Here is a 21021-nt window from a genome sequence, read left to right as displayed (position 1 = left end):
GCTACTATACAGTTTTGTAAAGTGGCTCATTATATTATCTATGAATTTATAAAAGCTACACTGTGAGTAGCCACCATAGCTGCTGTTTCAGTTCTTAGTCTAGTATCCCCTAAAGTAACAGGCGTATATCCAGACGTTAATGCTAATTCGATTTCTTTAGTTGAAAAATCTCCTTCTGGACCGATAAGTATAGTATAACTAGAACCTTGTTTAAGGACATCCTTTAGCGATTGTTTTTTTGTTTCTTCACAATGAGCAATGTATAATTGATCATGATTAGTAGTGCTAATAAAATTAGAAAATGATATTGCGGGATTGAGTTTAGGTAAGTAGCATTGCAAAGATTGTTTCATTGCGCTTAGTAAAATACGTTCAAAGCGCTCTTGTTTGATTACTTTTCGTTCACTATGGTCACAAATTATCGGAGTTATTTCATGAATACCTATTTCTGTAGCTTTTTCTAAAAACCATTCATATCGATCATTCATTTTGGTGGGGGCTACCACTAGATGTAATCGATATGGTTTACGAGCTTCTAGGGTATACGAATCTATTGTCGCATGGCATTGCGAGGGGTTAGAGAAAGTAATACTGGCAGTAAACAAAAGACCTTTGCCATTAGTAATATTTAATGTATCTCCTTCCTGTTTTCGAAGAACTTTAGAGATGTGTTTACTTTCTTCTCGCGAGAACTTTATGCTAGTGCTCGTTTCTGTTAAGGTATCATTATAAAATAGTTGCATTAGAATTTTATTCTAGATTTAGCTACAACGCTCATGTCTGTAAAGTCTTTTTTCAAAAACTTCAAATATCCAACAATTCCTATCATTGCGGCATTATCAGTAGTATATTCAAATTTAGGAACAAATGTTTTCCACCCAAATTTATGTTCTCCTTCTTTTAGTGCAGCTCTAATACCCGAATTAGCAGATACTCCACCACCAATGGCAATACGTTTTATGCCTGTTTGTTTTGAAGCTTTTTTCAACTTATCAACAAGAATATTAATAATTGTATGTTGTAATGAAGCACAAATATCATTAAGGTTTTCTGCTATAAAATTTGGGTTTTCTTTTAATTTCTTCTGGGTAAAATAAAGAACAGAAGTCTTTAATCCGCTAAAACTAAAATTGAGTTCTCCTACTTTAGGTTTTGGAAATAAGAAAGCTTTTGGGTTACCAAGTTTTGCATGCTTATCAATTAATGGACCTCCGGGATAAGGAAGCCCAAATATTTTAGCGCTTTTATCAAAGGCTTCTCCCACGGCATCATCCAGAGTTTCTCCAATTACTTCCATATCAAAGTAATTGTCTACTTTAACGATTTGCGTATGACCTCCACTAATGGTCATTGCCAAAAAGGGAAACTCGGGTTTATCAAATTCTTCTTCTTCAATAAAATGTGCAAGAATATGTGCTTGCATATGATTTACATCAATAAGCGGAATATCCAAAGCTAGTGCTAATGATTTAGCAAAAGAGGTTCCTACGAGTAATGAACCCATAAGCCCTGGACCTCTTGTAAAGGCAATACCATCTAACTGTTTTTTGTCAATACCTGCTTGTTTTAAAGCTTGATCAATTACAGGAACAATGTTTTGTTGGTGAGCTCTAGAAGCTAATTCGGGCACAACTCCACCATATTGTTCGTGTATTTTTTGAGAGGCTACCACATTAGATAAAACTTTTCCGTTGCATAATATGGCGGCAGAGGTATCATCACAAGAAGACTCAATACCTAAAATGTATATTTTTTGTTGATCCATTATGAGGAAAAGGGCATAGAAATTGTTAATATTGTCTACAAAGTTAAAACAATAAAACGTATCAAAAAATTAAGGAAAATATTGTTAAGGGTATTTCATGTCCTTTTTTCACTTTTTGCATTTTTAGTGATTGTATTTTCTGTACCTGCGGTGCAAACATATTTAGGAAAAAAAATCACAAATAAACTTAATAAAGATTATGGTGTTGACATCGCTATAGGAAGAATTGGATTAACATATGCAGGAGGTGTAAGACTTAAAGAAATTTTTGTCAAAGATCATCATCAAGATACGCTGCTATATGCTTCGGGAATTACAACATCTATTGGTAGTTTAACCGATATTGCGAATAACAAACCAGAACTTGGTGATGTTGCAATAGAAGATTTAATTTTTAATATGAAAATTTATAAGGATGAGAGTAGTGATAATCTTATGACTTTCATCCGTAAATTTAATAGTACCAATAAGTCATCTTCAAAAGAGAAGTTTTTACTTACTACTAAACATATTAGTATTAATGAAGGGCGATATAATTTTATAGATGAAAATCTAAGTAGTCCAGAAGTAATTAATTATAGCGCAATTAATTTAGCTGCAGATAACCTTATGGTTGATGATGCAGATGTATATTTAAATATTAATGCGTTAACATTTAAAGATAAGCGGGGATTACGTATTTCAAAGTTACAAACTTGCTTTTCTATCAAATCCGATGAAATGAATTTTCAAGAACTGAGTATAGAAACTCCAGATTCTAATGTTCAAGGAGATATTCAATTCTCATATAAACCAGGAGGGTTGTCTGATTTTGTTAATAAAGTAAAGATCAATGCTATCTTTAATAAAGCTACAGTGTCTACAAATGATCTTATTCCATTTTACAAAGAATTTGGAAAAAACCATAATTTCAAACTCAAAAACACTTCTGTTAGAGGTACACTTAATGATTTCAGGGTTTTAAATACCAATATTTCTGGGCTCGATAGATCTAGTATTAAAGGAGATATAAGAATTCGAAATGCGGTCACAAATGTTACAAATTTTGAACTAGATGGCGATTTTGATAATGTAACTACGAATTATTATGATTTAATAAATCTATTGCCAAACGTTTTAGGAAACTCTTTACCAAAACAAATACATCAGTTTGGAAGTGTTATGGCTATAGGTAATGCTATAGTTACTAGAAAAGCTGTTGATGTTGATATGAATCTTTTTTCCCAATTAGGAAAAGTAAATGCCTTTGTTTTATTAGAAAATCTAAATGATTTAACGAAAGCTACATATAACGGAAATATTATCTCTAATAACTTTAATGTTGGTCAGTTAGTTGATCGAGAATCGATAGGTAATGCAGCTTTTGATATACATGTTGACGGGAGTGGCTTTACCTTAGAAAGTCTTGATACCAAAATAGAAGGAGATATCAATAAACTGGATTTTAATGGATATACCTACACGAATTTAAAAGCAATAGGAAACCTTAAAGATCGGGTTTTTGACGGGGATATGAGCTCTCGAGACCCTAATGCGCAATTTAATTTTAAGGGCGTCGCAGATTTATCAGAAGAAGTCAATAATTATGATTTTGTAGCAAATGTTGATCATGTTGATCTCCATAGATTAAATATTTTCACAAGGGATAGTGTTTCTGTATTTAATGGAGACGTATATATGAATATTAAAGGAACGGGAGTAAATGATGCTTTTGGGACAATTTCTTTTGCAAAAACATTATATCGAAATCAAAATGCAGGATATTACTTTGAAGATTTTGATATTACTTCAGATTTTGATAAGGATAATGTAAGGACAATTAAAATTAATAGCCCAGATATTATCGAAGGAAATGTAAAGGGTGTTTTTAGATTTGAAAACGTATATGATCTATTTAGAAATTCTATAGGTAGTTTATATACTAATTTTGAAGCAACTGAGATCACTGATCATGAGTTCATGGAGTTTAATTTTAGTATTTATAATAAAATTATAGATGTGTTTTTTCCCGAAATACAATTTGCTCCTAATACTATTATTAAAGGAAAAGTAGAGAGTGATGATTCAGAATTTAAGCTTACTTTTAAGTCTCCATCGATTACTGCATATGATAACTATATGGAGAATATAGATGTGCAAGTTGATAATAAAAACCCTCTTTTTAATACATACGTGGCAATAGATAGTATTGATTCAAAGTATTATGATGCATCAGAGTTTAGTCTAATTAATGTGACTTTAAAAGATACCTTGTTTATTCACTCAGAATTTAAAGGTGGTAAAAATAATGATGATAATTTCAATCTTGAGTTCTATCATACAATTAACGAAGAGAATAACTCTGTTGTAGGTTTTAGAAAGTCTGATTTTACGTATAAAGGGTATACCTGGTATGCAAATAGAGAGAAAAGTAGAGATAAAAATAAGATCGTTTTTGATAATGATTTTAAAAACATAAGTATTCAATCTATAATGCTTGATTATAATGATGAGGCAATACGTATAGATGGAGTTACTAGAGGTAAAGATTACAAAAATCTAACAGCTACGTTTGACAATGTAGATTTAAACAAAGTGACTCCGCGTATAGATAGTTTAAATTTAAAGGGAAAGATAAATGGGGAGTTAGCAATCATTCAGGAAAATTCATTGTACTTACCCAATACCGAAATTACTATAAATGATTTAACTGTAAATGAAACATTACTAGGACAGTTACAGCTTAAGGTAGATGGTAATTCTGACTTAACAAAGTATAATATAGATACTAAACTAAGTAGTGAAGAGAAGCAAATCCTTTCTGCAGTAGGTTTAATAAATGTTTCGGATAAAAATTCATCTATAGCAGTAGATGTTGACTTAGATGAGGTGGATATTTCTGGGTTTAGTGCTTTAGGTGGTATAGTGGTTTCTAATATAAGAGGGTTTGTTTCTGGACAAGCAAAAGTATCTGGTAGTTATAAAAACCCTAATATTGATGGTGTTCTAACTTTGAATAAATCGGGTCTTACAGTTCCTTATTTAAATGTTGATCTTGATTTTGAAGAAGATTCAAAAGTCCTACTTAGTAAACAGAAATTTGATTTTGATGATGTTAATATTACAGATACAAAATACGATACAAAAGGTATCTTGTCAGGCTTTATAGCCCATCGACGTTTCTCGAAATGGGAGTTAGGACTTAAATTGCTGGCTAACGATAGGTTGTTAGTTTTAGATACAGAAGAGGATGAAGAATCCTTATATTATGGTACAGGATTTATAAGTGGTGAAGCCGAAATAAAAGGCCCTACAGACGGTTTGGTGATTGATGTTAATGCTACCACAGAAAAAGGTACTAGTTTTAAAATACCTTTAAATGAAACAGAATCTATTGGTGATAATAGCTACATACATTTTCTTAGTCAAGAGGAGAAAAGAGCCCGATTAGAAGGAAAAGAGATTGTCTTAGAAGATGTAAAAGGTTTAGAACTTAATTTTGATCTTGATGTAAATAATAACGCAGAAGTAGAAATTGTAATTGATAAAAATACAGGAAGCTCATTAAAAGGTCGAGGAGCGGGAACCTTACTGATTGAAATTAATACCAATGGAAAGTTTAAAATGTGGGGTGATTTTGTGGCATACGAAGGAACGTATAACTTTAGATACGGACCATTTGTAGAAAAACTATTTACAGTACGAGATGGAGGAACTATAAACTGGTCAGGAAGTCCAACTAGAGCCGTTTTAGACCTTAGTGCTGTATATAAAACTGAAGCAAACCCTGCAATATTGTTAGAAAGTGCTTCTATAAATCGTAAAATACCGGTAGAAGTTGTGGTAGATCTTCAAGGAGAATTAATCCAACCTAATATTAATTTTAATATAGAATTTCCTAACCTTAGTTCTGTAGCAAAAAGTGAATTAGATTACAGACTAAGTGATCAATCAACTAAAGAATTGCAGGCATTATCTTTAGTATCATCTGGGCAATTTTACAGTGGTACTTTGGATGCCAATGCCATTACAGGTGGTATTGCTGCCGAAAGAGTTTCGGGTCTTTTTAATAGTATTTTTTCTGACGAAGATGATAAATTTCAAGTAGGACTTAACTATGTACAAGGAGTTCGAACATTAGATCAGGAAAATGCAGATCAATTCGGATTAACACTTTCGACGCAAATCAATAATAAAATATTAATAAATGGACGAGTAGGAGTACCTATCGGAGGAGCAAATGATTCTGGAGTAATAGGAGATGTAGAAATAGAATATCTATTTAATGAAGATGGATCGTTAAGAGGAAAAGTCTTTAATCGTCAAAACGATATTCAATTTATCGGTGCAGGAAATCAAATCTATGAACAAGGAGTTGGCTTGTCATACTCGGTAGATTTTGATAATTTTAATGAATTATGGACTAAGATTTTTAAAACTAAAAAAGTTCAAGATTCTATTGCAAAACCAGGAGATACAATCAAAATTGAAAAACCAGATTTTATTAACTTTACAGAAAAAAATAAATAAATGTAGGTAGTGGTGAAGTAGAAAAACTACGACTATTTTACATAATAGACAATAAACAAAAATACATGGCCAGAGAAATTACAACAATCGGTGTTATGACATCCGGCGGAGATTCCCCAGGTATGAATGCTGCAATACGTGCCGTAGCGAGGGCATGTGCATATTACAATGTAAAATGTATAGGGTTTTACAGAGGTTATCAAGGAATGATAGAGGGAGACTATTGTATGATGAATGCACGTAGCGTTCGTAATATTATTAGCCAAGGAGGAACGATATTAAAATCTGCTAGGTCAAAAGATTTTAGAACTCCAGAAGGTAGAAAAAAAGCAGCAGATAACCTCAAAAAGATTGGTGTTGATGCAATGGTATTAATTGGGGGAGATGGTACATTTAGAGGTGGACAGATTTTTAGTGAAGAGTACGATATTCCAGTTATAGGAGTACCAGGAACTATAGATAATGATATTGCAGGAACAAATTTCACTATAGGATATGATACTGCTCTAAATACAGTTATCGAGGCGATAGATAAAATTAGAGATACGGCAAGTTCACATGATCGATTATTCTTTATTGAAGTAATGGGTAGAGATGCCGGATTTATTGCGTTAAACACTGGTGTCGGAGCAGGAGCAGAGGAAATCTTAATTCCTGAAGAGGATTTGGGATTAGATAGACTGTTAGAATCCTTAAAGCGTAGTAAACGTTCTGGTAAATCATCAAGTATTGTCGTGGTAAGTGAAGGAGATAAAATTGGTAAAAATGTGTATGAACTAGCTGATTATGTAACCGAAAATTTACCGGATTATGAAGTGAAAGTAACCGTATTAGGTCATATGCAAAGAGGCGGGTCTCCTTCGTGTTTTGATAGAACATTAGCTAGTAGATTATGTGTTAAAGCGGTTGAGTTATTGTTAGATGGCGAAAAAAATATAATGGTAGGAATAATTAATAACGAAATAGCAGCTACCAGTTTTGATACCGGATTAAAAGAAGATCATGGGATTAATAAAGAATTACTAAGAATATCTGATATCCTTTCGACATAAGAAGGTATTATAAATAAGAAATATAAAATTAGAAATGACAATTGCAATTATAGCACATGATGGTAAGAAAGCAGAGATGGTTCAATTTTTAAACGAGCATCAAGAAATATTACATTCAAAAAACATAAAATTAATTTCTACCGGAACTACAGGCGAAAAAGCAAAGAGAGCAGGTTTTGAGGTTGATGCGTTATTGTCAGGCCCACTTGGAGGTGATGCACAAATAGCCTCTGGAGTTGCCGAAAAAAAAGTTGATATGGTTATCTTTTTTAGAGATCCATTAGCTAAGCATCCACATGAGCCAGATATTTTTATGTTAATGCGCCTTTGCGATGTTTATAATGTGCCATTGGCAACAAATCCAGCTACAGCAGAATTATTACTTAAAGGCTTATAGTGTAACTTAAAGTAATATAACCATTACAATGATAAAGAAATTTTGAATTTAAGCATAGGACTTAATTCATAAAAACTCTTCCTAAATTTGAAAACAGCTTATTATATTTAATACTTGAATAAAACTCCCAACCACTATTTCTGATGCTGATAATTCATCATATATATTGTTTCTACCTAAATCAAACAGTATATAAGCTCCTGGGTTTAAAGCATTGCTTCCTGACTTATTGGATATTATGTAGAAAAATGAAGGACTTAAGTGAGTTGTGCTAGGGTTAAATCCTATAGAGTAGTTTAGTTTTATTGGTCTTGTTAATATGGGGGAATAATAGTTGTTTTGTGTAGTACGAACAACAAAAGGTTTATTAAAAGTATAGTTTAGAGTAGTATTGTTATTAAGATTGTTTGCCCAACTCATAAAATTACCACTTTGATACGTGCTGTTTTGTGAGTTCCCAAAAATATAGTTGGTAGATGTACTTTGCGCAATACACATAATCACACTAAAAAATGTAATAACACAAATAAGCGTAGTTTTCATAATATCTTCCTTTTTCCTAAAACAAATAAGTACAAGAATACCCCACCCTAAGATAAGAGTAATTAATAAGGTATACTTTTCTGATTTGTCAAACTAAAATTGATGTCTAAGATTTAAAATGCCATATAAGATGGTAACAATTCCTGATCAATTGACATGAATAAAAGGAAAACTAAATAAACCATCAATTATGAATAGACAAAAACAACTTGTGTTTTGCAAAGTTTGTAAAAATCAAAAATTTGATATGAAACAAGGAGTAATTTGCGGATTAACCAATACGGTAGCAGATTTTCAAGAAACTTGTGAGCATTATGAAGAGGATGTAACCCTTAAAGAAAAAGAAAAAGTTCAAGAATTAGAGAGAGCCTTAAATCATAAAGAGGCCAGTCAAGGACAAAGATTTGCTAATTTAATTATTGATTATATATTTATCATTATTTTTAGTTTCGTTGCAGGAATTTTATTGGCTTTATTCTCACCGGAAACCATGTATGCATTAGAACAAGAAAATCCCATACTAAATTATGTATTTGGATTTGTAATTGGTGTAACATATTATACGTTCTTTGAGATGACTACTAGCAGAACAATGGGTAAGATAATTACAGGGACTAAAGTTGTTGATGAGCAAGGAAATGCGCCCGAGGCGGGAACAATTTTACTAAGAAGTCTATGTCGTTATATCCCTTTTGATGCATTTTCATTTTTAGGTGAAGGTACTGGGTGGCATGATACGCTTTCTAAGACAAAGGTTGTAAATAAATGATATAACTATAAATCCTTCTAAAGTAAATCAAATATACTTTAGAAGGATAATGTCTTATATATTAAAAGAAATACTATCTATTTTACTGCGATAACAGAAATCTCAACATTAACAAACTTGGGTAAAGCAGCTACAGCAACTGTTTCTCTTGCTGGGGCAGTATCCTCGTTAAAATACCCACCATAAACTTCATTTACTTGAGCAAAGTTATTCATGTCATTTAAGAAAATTGTGGTTTTGATTACATTTTCGAAAGTCATTTCAACTTGATCAAGAATAGCTTTTAAATTCTGCATAACTTGTTCTGCTTCCGTTTTAATATCATCAAGTACTAATTCTCCTGTGTCTGGATTAATTGCAATTTGTCCAGAAGTATACAATGTATTTCCGTTTAATATAGCTTGATTATAAGGTCCAATAGGGGCTGGAGCTTTAGCAGTGGTAATTATTTTTTTCATTATGAGAAGAGATTAAAGGTGTTATTCAATTTTTAAATATCTAAATTGTAATAGAATTTATTACAACTGTCTATCTGGTTCACGTCGTTTATCCCATTTGATATCACTTAAAACATTAGATTTAATACCAATAAAGAAATTCCATGAGGTACGTTCGCTAAACGGAATCCAGTTAAAATTCATAACCCAACTTTCAAGATCTCTTTGAAATCTAAAATTAGTAAAAGTAAAACCAGGGTTTCTGAAATCATATCCCGATGATACACCAACACTCCATCTTGGAGCAAGTTCTACATCTCCAGAAAACATGACTGAATTCGATGATATTTCATTTTGCCTTGCATTATTACTGTAGTTTACATTATATGAGATCCGCAAGGTCCATGGGATTTTGTAATTATAATTTTGAACGTCCTGATTAGTGTCTTTGCTTTTATCCTTATCGTATGATCTATTCTCTCCAAAATCTGTGACACCTCCAAAAAGATTATCAGGCCTACCTTCGTTTCTAAAGTTTTGATTTTCTAAGGGGTCTTCATTTGATTTTCCTTTTTCAAAATCTTTACTTGAAAAAGAATATCCAAAGTTTGCACTAGCTCGTGTAAGTCTAAATAAACTCCCCCCATTATCGATGTTCCAAACATCAATTCTACGGTTATTATTATCTAAGGCATATGGATCTAACTGAGCATTAAAATTAATGTCTAATTTATTCTGGACAATAGGGATATTTCCTGATATTGCAATAGGACTTAGATTAAGGGTATCAGCAGCTATATTATAAGAAGTGCTAATATTTAAATTATTTAATATTGTTACTTTTTTTGCTTCAAGAGCAGTAGAATCCTTACTGCGCACTTTCATTTCTAAGTTATTACTTAAAGAAAAACCAATACTACTTGAAAATACGTTACTTGGAGCTCCAAAAAAGCCACCTTCAAATCTCGAATACACTACATCTTCAACTCCTGTTTCAATTTCTGGAGTTGTAGGGTTATCTTCAATAGGTCGTTCATAAGATGTATAAAACTGACCAAAATCAGGATTGATGCTGTAGCTTATAGATGGTCTCATGGTATGCCTAATAGCCTCTATTTTTTTACCTTTTTTAAAATTAAAAGTACCATATATAGTAGTCCCTAGACTTGTAGAAAAATTATATGTACGGTAGGAATCAAAGCCTTTTATGGTGTCTCTTTGTACGCCTCCCTGACCATTGTTAAGTTCAGGATCAAATTCTTGATCTATGGTTTCAAAGACCCAATTTTCTTGATAATTTGTTCCAGCACTAGCACTGATATATCTAAAAATTTTAAAATTTGTACTTATAGGTATAGAGTGCTGTATTCCTGCTCTAGCTTCGTCGAACATTCGAGCTGAGAATAAGTCATCATCTGTAGTAGTAATTCTGTTTTCTGCTCTAACATTATATTGTGTATTAATATTTTGAATAATCCCTTTTTTGACACCTACTTTTGGAGCAAAAGGAAAAACTCTTGATACACTGGCATTAATATTAGGTAAAGTCATATTTACAGTACCTGTATTTGTATTAGAGTTATGCGTAGCAGCTGCATTAAAATTAACCTGTGGATCTCCAGGAAAAGTTTTCGAATATGATATAGAAGAACTAATCTGGTTATTTAAGAAGTTACCCGTGTTAAGTTGATTAGTTGATTGTTGAAAAAAGTCACTACTACCAAAATTTACAGAAGCAGAAAAACGAGAATTAGGATTCGCTTTAGCATCTTGGCTATGAGTCCACTGTATGTTATAAGTAGTTCTTTGGGCAAAATCGGGAAAACCTCTTTCACTTGTAAGGTTGTTTTCGTATCTAAACCTTAAGTTTCCTCTAAATTTATATCGTTTTGCATATGCTGATTCAACGGCTAAAGTATAACTTCCATTAGTATAATAATCTCCTAAGAGTGTCAAATCTGCATAATCACTAAGTGCAAAGTAATACCCACCATTCTGTAGAAAATAGCCACGATTTCTTTCTTCACCAGGATTAGGGATAATAAAACCCGATGTTCTATCTTCTGTAAGCGGGAAATAACCAAAGGGCAAACCTAATATAGTTGGCACATCAGCAATAAACATATTTACTAATCCCGTAACAATTTTTTTCTTAGGAACAAATTTGATACGTCTAGCGTAGAAATAATACTCAGGATCTTCTATATTTTCTGAAGTTGTAAATTTTACATTTTTCATATAAACAACAGAGTCATTTTCTCTCTTTGAAACTTCATTCTTGATTTTAAAACCATTTTGCTCGGTCCTGGAATTATAGATTAAAGCCTTTTCTGTATCAAAATTAAATCGAATAGAATCCGGTTCTACTATATTTTGTGATTGTTTGAATATGGGAGTTTGTGTATAATTGCCTAAAGAATCTTTAATACCATAAGCATAAACTTCATTTTTTTCATTATCAACAACGATAAATCCAGCATTAATCTGCATATCACCATAGATGATTTCTGCCTCATTGTATAAGTACATTTTGTTTTCTCTACGACTTAAACGCATATAATCAGTTGATTTGTAATCAACTTTATCCGTTAAGAGCTGTGATTCTGCAGCTAAGCTGTCTTTTTTTGTTGTATCCTGAGCTTTTTCACTTAAGAGTTCTTCTGGGTTAATCTTAATCCCGTTTTGTTGAGTAATTATCGAATCCTTTTTGTTTATAGGGGTTATCCCCGAAATCGAATCCTTAACAGCAGGAATAGGTACCTCTGTAGTCTCGTTTGTTTCTTGTGCAGTAACTTGACAAAAACAAAAAAGTGAAAAACTTAGTGAATAAACTATCTGTCGTACCTTTGTTTGCAATGGTTTAAATCCTATTTTTGTGAAACTATGGCTTAGTTTTTGAAGTGCCAAAATTACATATATTTTTGATGCCTAGATTGTAATTGGTAAAAAAATAAAAAAATATGTTATTTAGATATTTTAAAACCCATTTAAATAGTTGGGTTATAGTATCTTTTTTATGAAGCATATAATTATTATTTTTTCATGTCTGTTATTAAATACGGGAACAAAAATGGAATGTTTCAATTTTATAGTAAATTATTTGTAGTTGATGAAACGAAATATAACATATAGTATTTTTCTGGGAGTTGTAATTTTTATAATATACGGGTTTCAGAATCCCGAAACTTTACAAGAAAAAAAGAAATTTGTAGTAGTTTTAGATGCAGGACATGGGGGACATGATTCTGGTAATAGAGGAAACGGATATGAAGAAAAAACTATTTCTTTAAATGTAGTGTTATCTGTTGGTAAGGCATTAGAAAAAGACCCTAGGTTTAAGGTTGTATATACCCGAAAAACTGATAATTTTATAGAGTTGCATGAACGAGGTAGTATTGCCAATAAGGCAGGAGCAGATCTTTTTGTTTCTGTACATTGCAATTCTCACCGTTCCCAAGCCTACGGTACAGAAACATTTGTTTTAGGGTTGCATGCAAATGATGAAAACTTTAATGTTGCTAAAAACGAAAATTCAGTTATTCTTTTAGAAGATAATTATGAAGCCAATTATGATGGTTTTGATCCTAATTCTCCAGAATCTATAATAGGGCTAACATTAATGCAAGAAGAATATTTGGACCAAAGCCTTACACTCGCCAGTTTTGTTCAAAACAGGTTTAAAAAGACATTAAGTAGAAAAAGTCGTGGAGTAAAACAAGCTGGATTTGTAGTACTACACCAAACATATATGCCTAGTGTTCTTATAGAACTTGGTTTTTTAACCAATAATAAAGAAGGTAAATTTTTAAATTCTAAGAAAGGACAGGCCGAAATGGCAAAATCTATTGTAACCTCTATAATAGATTATAAAGAAAGTCTAGATGCTATATATTATGTTCCAAAAACAGAGACTCCTAAGGTAGTAGAAACGAAGACACCTAAAATAGAAGGAGGACAGGTGTACGAAGATGTTGTTTTTAAAGTACAAATTGCTGCCGGTTCAACCGATATAGAGTTGCAACCCTTTAACTTTAACGGGCTTGATCAATTGTCAAAAATTAAGTCTGGGGACTTGTATAAATATTATTTTGGAAGTACCTCTAACTATACTCTAATACAGGAGCTTAAAGAAATTGCAACAGGAAAAGGATACGATTCTAGTTTTATAGCAGCTTTTCGGAATAATGAAGCAATTCCTTTAACAGAAGCACTAAAAGCTAATATTTCTTCTAATTAATCTAAATAAATACTAAGAATTCCTCAAAGAATAGGTAGTAGAAAAGTTTTTTTATTCTAAATTTGTGTCCTAAAACATAATATATTTTGAAATTTACTCGAGAAGTTAAAACAGGAATTTTAGCGATATGCGCTATAGCACTTTTGATTTTTGGATATAGCTTTTTAAAAGGGAAAAATCTTCTCGAAAATGATAGAACATTATATGCAGTCTATAAAAATGTCGAAGGATTAATACCATCTTCCCCCGTTACTATAAATGGCTTAGTGGTTGGTCAGGTAGTATCTATCGATTTTGCTGATACCGAAGGTAATTTGGTCGTAGAGTTTACAGTTGGTAATGATTTTTCATTTTCTAAAAATAGTGAAGCAAAAGTATATGGCGGAGGCTTAATAGGAGGAAAATCTTTAGCAATAATGCCAAAGTATGAAAAAGGACTTGAAGCAAAAGATAGGGATACGTTACCAGGCAGAGTAGAAGCTGGTTTGTTAGAATTGGTAAATGATAAGTTAGCACCTTTACAGGAAAAGTTAGAAGCCGCTATAACCGATGCAGATACATTGTTGACATCTGTTAACGGTATTCTTAATGTAGATAATAAAAATAACCTTAATACTATTTTTAAAGATTTAAGTGAGAGCGTAAAAGACTTTAAAGGAACATCAAGAAGGTTAAATAACCTTATGATAGCTAATGAAGATAAATTGAGTAATGCATTTAGAAACGCAGATGAAATTTCTACAAAATTAAATAAGGTATCAGATTCATTGTCAAATATCAATATTGGTAAAATAGGAAAGGAATTGGAAGCTGTCTTAGTTAATTTTGATAAAATTTCACAAGATTTAAAGTCAGGAAAAGGTACAGCAGGAAAATTGTTGAAGGATGATAAATTATACGATAATTTAGAAAAGACAAGTAAACAATTAGAGCTTTTGCTTCAGGACTTAAGACTAAATCCAAAACGTTACGTTCATATTTCTGTTTTTGGAAAGAAAAATGCACCATACGAAAAACCAACAGACTCAATAAATTAATTAATAGATTATGCAATACATACCTAATATCTTATTTGTAATTGCCTTAGTGGCTGGGATTGGATATTTTATAAAGAATATCCGTAAGGTTATTCGTAACATTCGCCTTGGTAAAGATGTAGATAGGTCAGATGATAAAGCAGCGCGATTTAAAAATATGGCTATGATTGCTCTAGGGCAATCTAAAATGGTAAGAAGACCAATAGCAGGTATTTTACATATCGTAGTTTACATAGGTTTTATTATTATTAATATAGAGGTACTCGAGATTATTATCGATGGTATTTTTGGTACGCATAGAATATTTTCATTCTTAGGACCTCTTTATGACTTTCTGATTGGCTCATTCGAGATTTTAGCATTTTTAGTATTTGTAGGAGTTATTTTATTTTGGACACGTCGTAATGTTATTAAACTTAAACGTTTTTGGAACCCCGAGATGAAAGGATGGCCTAAAAATGATGGTAATCTTATCTTGTATTTCGAAATGGTATTAATGACCTTATTTTTGGTTATGAATGCTGCTGATCTACAGTTACAAGAATTAGGTTCTGGGCATTATATCAGCGCAGGATCATATCCAATAAGTCAGTTTATTTCTCCGCTTTTTGAAGGAATGTCAGAAGGAAGCCTTATACTTTTAGAAAGAGGAGCCTGGTGGTTGCATATTCTTGGAATCCTAGTGTTTTTGAACTATTTATATTTCTCTAAACACTTGCATATTTTATTAGCTTTCCCGAATACATACTATGGAGATTTAAAACCCAAAGGGCAACTAGATAATCTAGAAGCAGTTACCAAAGAAGTAATGTTAATGATGGATCCTAATGCTGATCCGTTTGCAGCTCCTGCAGAAGATCAGGCAGAAGAAGGTGAACCTGAAAAGTTTGGAGCTTCAGATGTTATGGATCTTAATTGGGCACAATTACTTAATGCTTATACATGTACCGAGTGTGGGCGTTGTACTAGTGAATGTCCTGCAAATCAAACAGGAAAGAAACTTTCTCCTCGTAAAATAATGATGGATACCAGAGATCGTCTTAAAGAAGTGGGTGATAATATTGATAAGAATGGTAGTTTTGTCGATGATGGTAAACAATTATTAAACGACTATATTTCGACAGAAGAACTATGGGCATGTACAAGTTGTAACGCTTGTGTTGAGGCTTGTCCTGTAAGCATAAGTCCATTATCAATCATTATGGATATGAGACGTTATTTAGTAATGGAAGAGAGTGCAGCACCAACAGATCTAAATAATATGATGTCTAATATAGAAAATAACGGAGCTCCATGGCCATTCAACCAAATGGATAGAGTAAACTGGAGTAAAGAATAAATAATCACGTATTAATTTAAATTAACCAATTAACCATTTAAACTAAAGAGAAATAATAGTTATGAAGAAGGAAGAAGTAGAAAAATTACTACACGATAAAGTAGAGGCAGGAGAGCATATTAGCCCTGTACTTCCAGAAGGTATCAAAAATTATTTAATTGATATCGATGGTACAATTACAGAAGACGTACCGAATGAAGAACCAGAACGTATGGTTACATGTGAACCATTTCCGGATGCTTTAGTAACATTAAACAAATGGTTTGATGAAGGACATATCATATGTTTCTTTACATCGCGAACAGAAGAACATAGAGGAGTAACAGAATCTTGGTTAAATAAACATGGATTTAAGTATCACAGCCTGTTAATGGGTAAACCAAGAGGGGGGAATTATCATTGGATTGATAATCACTTAGTAAAAGCAACTCGATACACAGGTAAATTTACAGAATTGGTAGAGAGAGTGGTGACTATAGAGGTTTTTGACGACGGAAAACACGATTAAATAAGTGATTTTCCTATCCACCTTCTTTTAAATAAGGAATTAAGAAAAATAAAGTATTAAATATGAGCGAAACTATAAAAGTACCCACAATGGCAGAGTATATGGCCGAAGGTAAAAAACCCGAAGTGCTATTTTGGGTAGGTTGTGCAGGTAGTTTTGATGATAGGGCGAAAAAGATTACAAAAGCATTTGTAAAACTACTTCATAGTGCAAATGTTGATTTTGCAGTTTTAGGAACAGAAGAAAGTTGTACAGGAGATCCTGCAAAACGAGCTGGAAATGAATTTTTATTTCAAATGCAAGCAGTTACCAATATTGAGGTAATGAATGCATATGAAATTAAAAAGGTTGTAACAGCCTGCCCTCATTGTTTTAATACCTTAAAAAATGAATATCCAGTCTTAGGAGGTGATTATGATGTTATGCATCATACCCAATTTCTTAAGTCTTTATTAGATGAAGGTAGATTAACTGTAGAAGGAGGTAAATTTAAAGGGAAACGAATTACTTTTCATGATCCATGTTACCTGGGTAGAGCAAATAATGTTTATGAAGCACCAAGAGACTTACTTAAAAAATTAGAAGTTGAGTTGATTGAAATGAAACGCTGTAAACGAAATGGTTTATGTTGTGGTGCTGGAGGTGCTCAAATGTTCAAAGAACCAGAACCAGGTAATAAAGATGTAAATATTGAAAGAACAGAAGATGCTTTAGAGACAAAACCCGATATAATTGCCGCTGGTTGTCCGTTTTGTAACACTATGATGACCGATGGTGTTAAGAATAAAGAAAAAGAAGATAGTATTGATGTTATGGATGTTGCAGAGCTTATAGCTAATGCACAAGATTTATAATATATTTATCAAATAAAGTACAATTTAAGTAGAGTTAATATGTTTTTCATATTAACTCTTTTTTTAAATAGATTCTAAAGGGAAATAGTAATAGTTTTTGCTATTTTAGTAAAAAAGTAAAAAGATAGGTAATGTTGGTAGACTTCAATGAACTTCCTGAAACATCTAGAGTGTGGATTTATCAAGCAAATAGATCATTTTCTCAAGAGGAATTGGAAGAAATTAAAAATAAATTAAACGAATTTTTAGAGCAATGGACAGCACATGGTTCGGATCTTAAAGCTAGTTATGAAATTAAATATAAAAGATTCATAACAATAGGATTAGATCAAGGACTTAATCCCGCTACTGGTTGCTCAATAGATGCTTCAGTACATTTTATCCAAGATTTAGAACAACTATATAGTGTTGATTTGATGGATAAGATGAATGTTTCCTTTAAACAAGGAGAATTTGTAGCTTATAAAACGCTATCAGATTTTAAGATGATGGCCAAAAAAAGATCAGTATCCCCAAATACTATCGTTTTCAATAACCTAGTGACTAATATTGCCGAATATCGAACCAATTGGGAAGTCCCAGCAAAAGATAGTTGGCACAACCGGTTTTTAAACTAAAATTTTCGTGTGGCATAGTATTAAAAAGTATATTTCTTTTATTGTTTTATTTATCACGATTAGTGCATATTCTCAATTTCAGAACCCTCTAATTACTGAAGATGAAGATGCTCAAAGACGCTGGGTGGATAGTGTGTATAGTAAAATGACGCTTAAAGAAAAAGTTGGACAACTTTTTATGGTGGATGTGTTTTCTTCTAAACCCAAAAAGGATACAGACAAAATAAAAAAACTCATAGAAGAATATCATATCGGAGGAGTAATTTTTTCCAAAGGGGGACCTAATAGACAAGCAAAATTAAATAACGAATATCAAGAGCTTTCAAAAGTACCTTTATTAATTGGTATGGATGCAGAGTGGGGACTCGCAATGCGTTTAGATTCTACTCAGGCTTTTCCATGGAATATGACTTTGGGAGCCATACAAAATAATGATTTGATTGAAGAAACTGGCAGACAAATTGCTAGACATTGTAAACGTCTTGGAATTCATATAAATTTTGCTCCGGTAGTAGATATCAATACAAATCCTAAAAACCCAATTATAGGAAATCGTTCATTTGGCGAAAGTAAAGAAATGGTGACTCAAAAATCACTAGCCTTTATGAAAGGAATGCAGAAAGAAGGAATTATGGCAAGTGCCAAACATTTTCCTGGTCATGGTGATACAGATAGCGATTCTCATAAAACTTTACCCACGATAAATTTTAATGCTCAAAGAATAGATAGTATTGAGTTATATCCGTATAAACAACTTATTAAAGAAGGCTTATCAAGTGTAATGGTTGCACATCTTAATATTCCGAGTTTAGAATCTAGAGTTGGGTACCCTTCTTCTATTTCTAAAGGAGTAGTAACTACTTTACTTAAAGATAGCTTAAGTTTTGAAGGACTTATTTTTACAGATGCTTTAAATATGAAAGGCGCTTCTGATTTTAAAAGCCCCGGAGAAATTGATTTAGCTGCCTTTTTAGCAGGTAACGACGTACTGCTAATTTCAGAAGATGTTCCTCTGGCTTCACAAAAAATAATTTCTGCCTACTATTCAAAAATTGTAACAGAAGAACGCTTAGCTCACTCTGTTAGAAAAATATTATTAGCCAAATACAAAGTGGGGCTTCATAAGTATAAGCCCGTTGAAACTGCTTTTTTATATGAAGAATTGAATAGTGTTAAAAACAAAACACTTCATCATAGTTTGGTAGAAAACTCATTAACAGTTTTAAAGAATGATAGAGCTGTGATGCCCGTCAAAAATCTAGATTTAAAAAAAGTTGCCTACGTATCTATGGGTGATGATTCTGGAGATGCTTTTTATCAAGAGCTTAATAAGTATGCAAAAGTCGACTGGGTTAAGGCAAATCAATTAAGTGAGATGATCGATCAGTTGCGTAATTATAATTATGTGGTAATAGGTTTTCATAAATCTAATGCTTCTCCTTGGAAAGATTATAAGTTCACTGACAAAGAATTAGTCTGGTTGTATGAAATTGCAAGGCTTAACACAACAGTGTTAAATATTTTTGCGAGACCCTATGCTATGTTGGATATGTTAACTACCTTAAATTTTGAAGGGATCTTAATGGCATATCAAAACAGTGAAGTCTCTCAGGAAAAAGCAGCACAAATGCTTTTTGGAGGAATAGGGGCAAAAGGAAAGCTTCCTGTTAGTTTAGGGGAAGATTTTCCGGTAGGGACTGGAATTGAAACGAGATCATTAAACAGATTGACTTATGGCCTGCCAGAAAGTGTAGGAATGAATTCATACAAGTTAAAAAGAATAGATTCTATAGTTGATCGTACATTAAAAGAAAAAATGGCTCCAGGATTGCAATTAATCGTCGCAAGAAAAGGAAAAGTTGTTTTTAATAAAAATTATGGATATCACACCTATAATAAGCTAAGAAAAGTTAAAGGAACTGATATATATGATTTAGCATCATTAACAAAAATACTAGCCACTTTACCACTTGTTATAGAAATGAAAGATAAAGGAATCGTTTCCTTGGATACACGTGTTGGTGAAATGTTACCTTCTTTTAAAGATTCTAACAAAAAAGATATTACGATTAGGTCGATGCTTTCTCATTATGCAAAACTTAGAGCATGGATACCTTTCTATTTAAAGACTCTTGATAGTGTTACACAAAAGCCAGATAAAAAATATTATAGGACTAAATCTTCAGATGAATTTAATATAAGAGTAACAGAGAACCTTTATTTTCGTAGTGATATGCGCGATTCTTTATTTTTAAGAATAAGAGATAGTGAATTAAGAAAAAGACTACGTTATAAATACAGTGATTTACCGTATTACTTATTAAAAAAATATATTGAAAATCATTACGGAAACTCGTTAGATGCGCTCACACAACAACATTTTTACAGATCATTAGGTGCTAACAATACATCTTATTTGCCATCTAATAAATTTAAGAAAAAGAGAATTGTACCTACAGAAAATGATGGTGCCTTCAGACAAGAGATTATCCATGGCTATGTGCATGATCAAGGAGCCGCTATGTTTGGTGGAATTGGCGGACATGCTGGGCTGTTTTCTAATGCAAATGATGTTGCTAAAATTATGCAAATGTACTTAAACGGAGGTAGCTATGGAGGAAAGCAATATTTTAAAAGTCAAACTTTAGAAGAGTTTAATACATGCTATTATTGTAATAGAGATGTACGTAGGGGAGTGGGGTTTGATAAGCCACAATTAGGAGATATAGGACCTACATGTGGCTGTATTTCAAAGACAAGCTTTGGTCATAGTGGATTTACAGGTACCTTTACCTGGGCAGATCCAGAAGAAGAAATTGTTTATGTATTTCTAAGTAATCGTACTTTTCCTGATTCAGCAAATCGTAAACTGATTTCTAACGATATTCGATCAGAGATACAAAGAGTGATTTATGATGCAATAGATTATTAATCGTCCTTATAGTATAACACATTAA

General features: G+C 32.3%; 16 protein-coding genes. 11 read left to right on the top strand and 5 right to left on the bottom strand.

The window, feature by feature from the left end; all coding sequences use genetic code 11:
- Positions 1–38: 38 nt before the first annotated feature.
- A complete protein-coding gene (locus tag D1816_RS06715; RefSeq protein ID WP_066308842.1) occupies positions 39–743 on the bottom strand; it encodes a 16S rRNA (uracil(1498)-N(3))-methyltransferase in 705 nt (234 codons plus the stop codon).
- Positions 743–1765, bottom strand: coding sequence for a tRNA (adenosine(37)-N6)-threonylcarbamoyltransferase complex transferase subunit TsaD (gene tsaD, locus D1816_RS06710; RefSeq protein ID WP_118501741.1), 1023 nt, complete (start codon positions 1763–1765; stop codon positions 743–745). The genes D1816_RS06715 and tsaD overlap by 1 nt, the downstream gene beginning before the upstream one ends.
- Positions 1766–1846: 81 nt before the next feature.
- Here tsaD and D1816_RS06705 point away from each other — a divergent pair, with 81 nt between their 5' ends.
- The 3 genes from D1816_RS06705 (at position 1847) to D1816_RS06695 (ending at position 7723) form a co-directional block, all read left to right on the top strand.
- Positions 1847–6274 (top strand): translocation/assembly module TamB domain-containing protein, encoded by a 4428-nt coding sequence (locus tag D1816_RS06705; protein ID WP_118506221.1) that lies wholly within the window; start codon positions 1847–1849, stop codon positions 6272–6274.
- 65 nt (positions 6275–6339) lie between these two features.
- Positions 6340–7326: a 6-phosphofructokinase gene (pfkA, locus tag D1816_RS06700; RefSeq protein WP_118501739.1), complete on the top strand. Its 987-nt coding sequence runs from the start codon at positions 6340–6342 to the stop codon at positions 7324–7326.
- A 34-nt stretch (positions 7327–7360) separates the two neighbouring features.
- A complete protein-coding gene (locus tag D1816_RS06695; RefSeq protein WP_066308851.1) occupies positions 7361–7723 on the top strand; it encodes a methylglyoxal synthase in 363 nt (120 codons plus the stop codon).
- An 81-nt stretch (positions 7724–7804) separates the two neighbouring features.
- Here the strand turns inward: D1816_RS06695 and D1816_RS06690 are convergent, their stop codons facing one another.
- Complete coding sequence (locus tag D1816_RS06690) at positions 7805–8266, bottom strand: hypothetical protein (protein ID WP_118501737.1); 462 nt, start codon at positions 8264–8266, stop codon at positions 7805–7807.
- A 190-nt stretch (positions 8267–8456) separates the two neighbouring features.
- On the opposite strand from D1816_RS06690, the gene D1816_RS06685 reads away from it, so the two are divergent.
- Positions 8457–9035: an RDD family protein gene (locus tag D1816_RS06685; protein WP_118501734.1), complete on the top strand. Its 579-nt coding sequence runs from the start codon at positions 8457–8459 to the stop codon at positions 9033–9035.
- 77 nt (positions 9036–9112) lie between these two features.
- Here the strand turns inward: D1816_RS06685 and D1816_RS06680 are convergent, their stop codons facing one another.
- Together D1816_RS06680 and D1816_RS06675 are read right to left on the bottom strand one after the other, a co-directional pair.
- Positions 9113–9493 carry a RidA family protein gene (locus D1816_RS06680; RefSeq protein ID WP_066308854.1) on the bottom strand — a complete coding sequence of 127 codons (381 nt, stop codon included), beginning with the start codon at positions 9491–9493 and terminating at the stop codon, positions 9113–9115.
- Positions 9494–9553: 60 nt separating this feature from the next.
- The gene (locus tag D1816_RS06675; RefSeq protein ID WP_118501732.1) at positions 9554–12379 is read right to left on the bottom strand and encodes a putative LPS assembly protein LptD; all 2826 of its coding nucleotides are present in this window, start codon (positions 12377–12379) and stop codon (positions 9554–9556) included.
- A gap of 202 nt (positions 12380–12581) precedes the next feature.
- On the opposite strand from D1816_RS06675, the gene D1816_RS06670 reads away from it, so the two are divergent.
- From D1816_RS06670 to D1816_RS06640, 7 genes are all read left to right on the top strand, one after another.
- Positions 12582–13709, top strand: a complete 1128-nt coding sequence (locus tag D1816_RS06670; protein ID WP_066308861.1) for an N-acetylmuramoyl-L-alanine amidase — start codon at positions 12582–12584, stop codon at positions 13707–13709.
- Between the two features lie 86 nt (positions 13710–13795).
- Positions 13796–14746, top strand: a complete 951-nt coding sequence (locus tag D1816_RS06665) for an MlaD family protein (RefSeq protein ID WP_066308862.1) — start codon at positions 13796–13798, stop codon at positions 14744–14746.
- 10 nt (positions 14747–14756) lie between these two features.
- Positions 14757–16085, top strand: coding sequence for a (Fe-S)-binding protein (locus D1816_RS06660; RefSeq protein WP_066308863.1), 1329 nt, complete (start codon positions 14757–14759; stop codon positions 16083–16085).
- Between the two features lie 61 nt (positions 16086–16146).
- Positions 16147–16593, top strand: a complete 447-nt coding sequence (locus D1816_RS06655) for a phosphoheptose isomerase (protein ID WP_066308866.1) — start codon at positions 16147–16149, stop codon at positions 16591–16593.
- Positions 16594–16655: 62 nt separating this feature from the next.
- Positions 16656–17447 (top strand): (Fe-S)-binding protein, encoded by a 792-nt coding sequence (locus D1816_RS06650; protein ID WP_066308869.1) that lies wholly within the window; start codon positions 16656–16658, stop codon positions 17445–17447.
- Positions 17448–17578: 131 nt separating this feature from the next.
- Positions 17579–18064 carry an ABC transporter ATPase gene (locus tag D1816_RS06645; protein ID WP_066308872.1) on the top strand — a complete coding sequence of 162 codons (486 nt, stop codon included), beginning with the start codon at positions 17579–17581 and terminating at the stop codon, positions 18062–18064.
- A 7-nt stretch (positions 18065–18071) separates the two neighbouring features.
- Positions 18072–20996, top strand: a complete 2925-nt coding sequence (locus D1816_RS06640) for a glycoside hydrolase family 3 N-terminal domain-containing protein (protein WP_232517324.1) — start codon at positions 18072–18074, stop codon at positions 20994–20996.
- Positions 20997–21021: the final 25 nt, after the last annotated feature.

This window comes from Aquimarina sp. AD10 (assembly GCF_003443715.1).
GTDB classification, from domain to species: domain Bacteria; phylum Bacteroidota; class Bacteroidia; order Flavobacteriales; family Flavobacteriaceae; genus Aquimarina; species Aquimarina aggregata.
This window is presented reverse-complemented; position numbering and strand designations above follow the sequence as displayed.

Excerpts from the sequence above, each read along its gene's own strand:
- D1816_RS06645 (WP_066308872.1), top strand. The coding sequence starts at position 17,579 with ATGTTGGTAGACTTCAATGAACTTCCTGAAACATCTAGAGTGTGGATT.
- D1816_RS06655 (WP_066308866.1), top strand. The coding sequence starts at position 16,147 with ATGAAGAAGGAAGAAGTAGAAAAATTACTACACGATAAAGTAGAGGCA.
- D1816_RS06680 (WP_066308854.1), bottom strand. The coding sequence starts at position 9,493 with ATGAAAAAAATAATTACCACTGCTAAAGCTCCAGCCCCTATTGGACCT.
- D1816_RS06695 (WP_066308851.1), top strand. The coding sequence starts at position 7,361 with ATGACAATTGCAATTATAGCACATGATGGTAAGAAAGCAGAGATGGTT.
- D1816_RS06690 (WP_118501737.1), bottom strand. The coding sequence starts at position 8,266 with ATGAAAACTACGCTTATTTGTGTTATTACATTTTTTAGTGTGATTATG.
- D1816_RS06660 (WP_066308863.1), top strand. The coding sequence starts at position 14,757 with ATGCAATACATACCTAATATCTTATTTGTAATTGCCTTAGTGGCTGGG.
- pfkA (WP_118501739.1), top strand. The coding sequence starts at position 6,340 with ATGGCCAGAGAAATTACAACAATCGGTGTTATGACATCCGGCGGAGAT.
- D1816_RS06650 (WP_066308869.1), top strand. The coding sequence starts at position 16,656 with ATGAGCGAAACTATAAAAGTACCCACAATGGCAGAGTATATGGCCGAA.
- D1816_RS06715 (WP_066308842.1), bottom strand. The coding sequence starts at position 743 with ATGCAACTATTTTATAATGATACCTTAACAGAAACGAGCACTAGCATA.
- D1816_RS06670 (WP_066308861.1), top strand. The coding sequence starts at position 12,582 with ATGAAACGAAATATAACATATAGTATTTTTCTGGGAGTTGTAATTTTT.
- tsaD (WP_118501741.1), bottom strand. The coding sequence starts at position 1,765 with ATGGATCAACAAAAAATATACATTTTAGGTATTGAGTCTTCTTGTGAT.
- D1816_RS06685 (WP_118501734.1), top strand. The coding sequence starts at position 8,457 with ATGAATAGACAAAAACAACTTGTGTTTTGCAAAGTTTGTAAAAATCAA.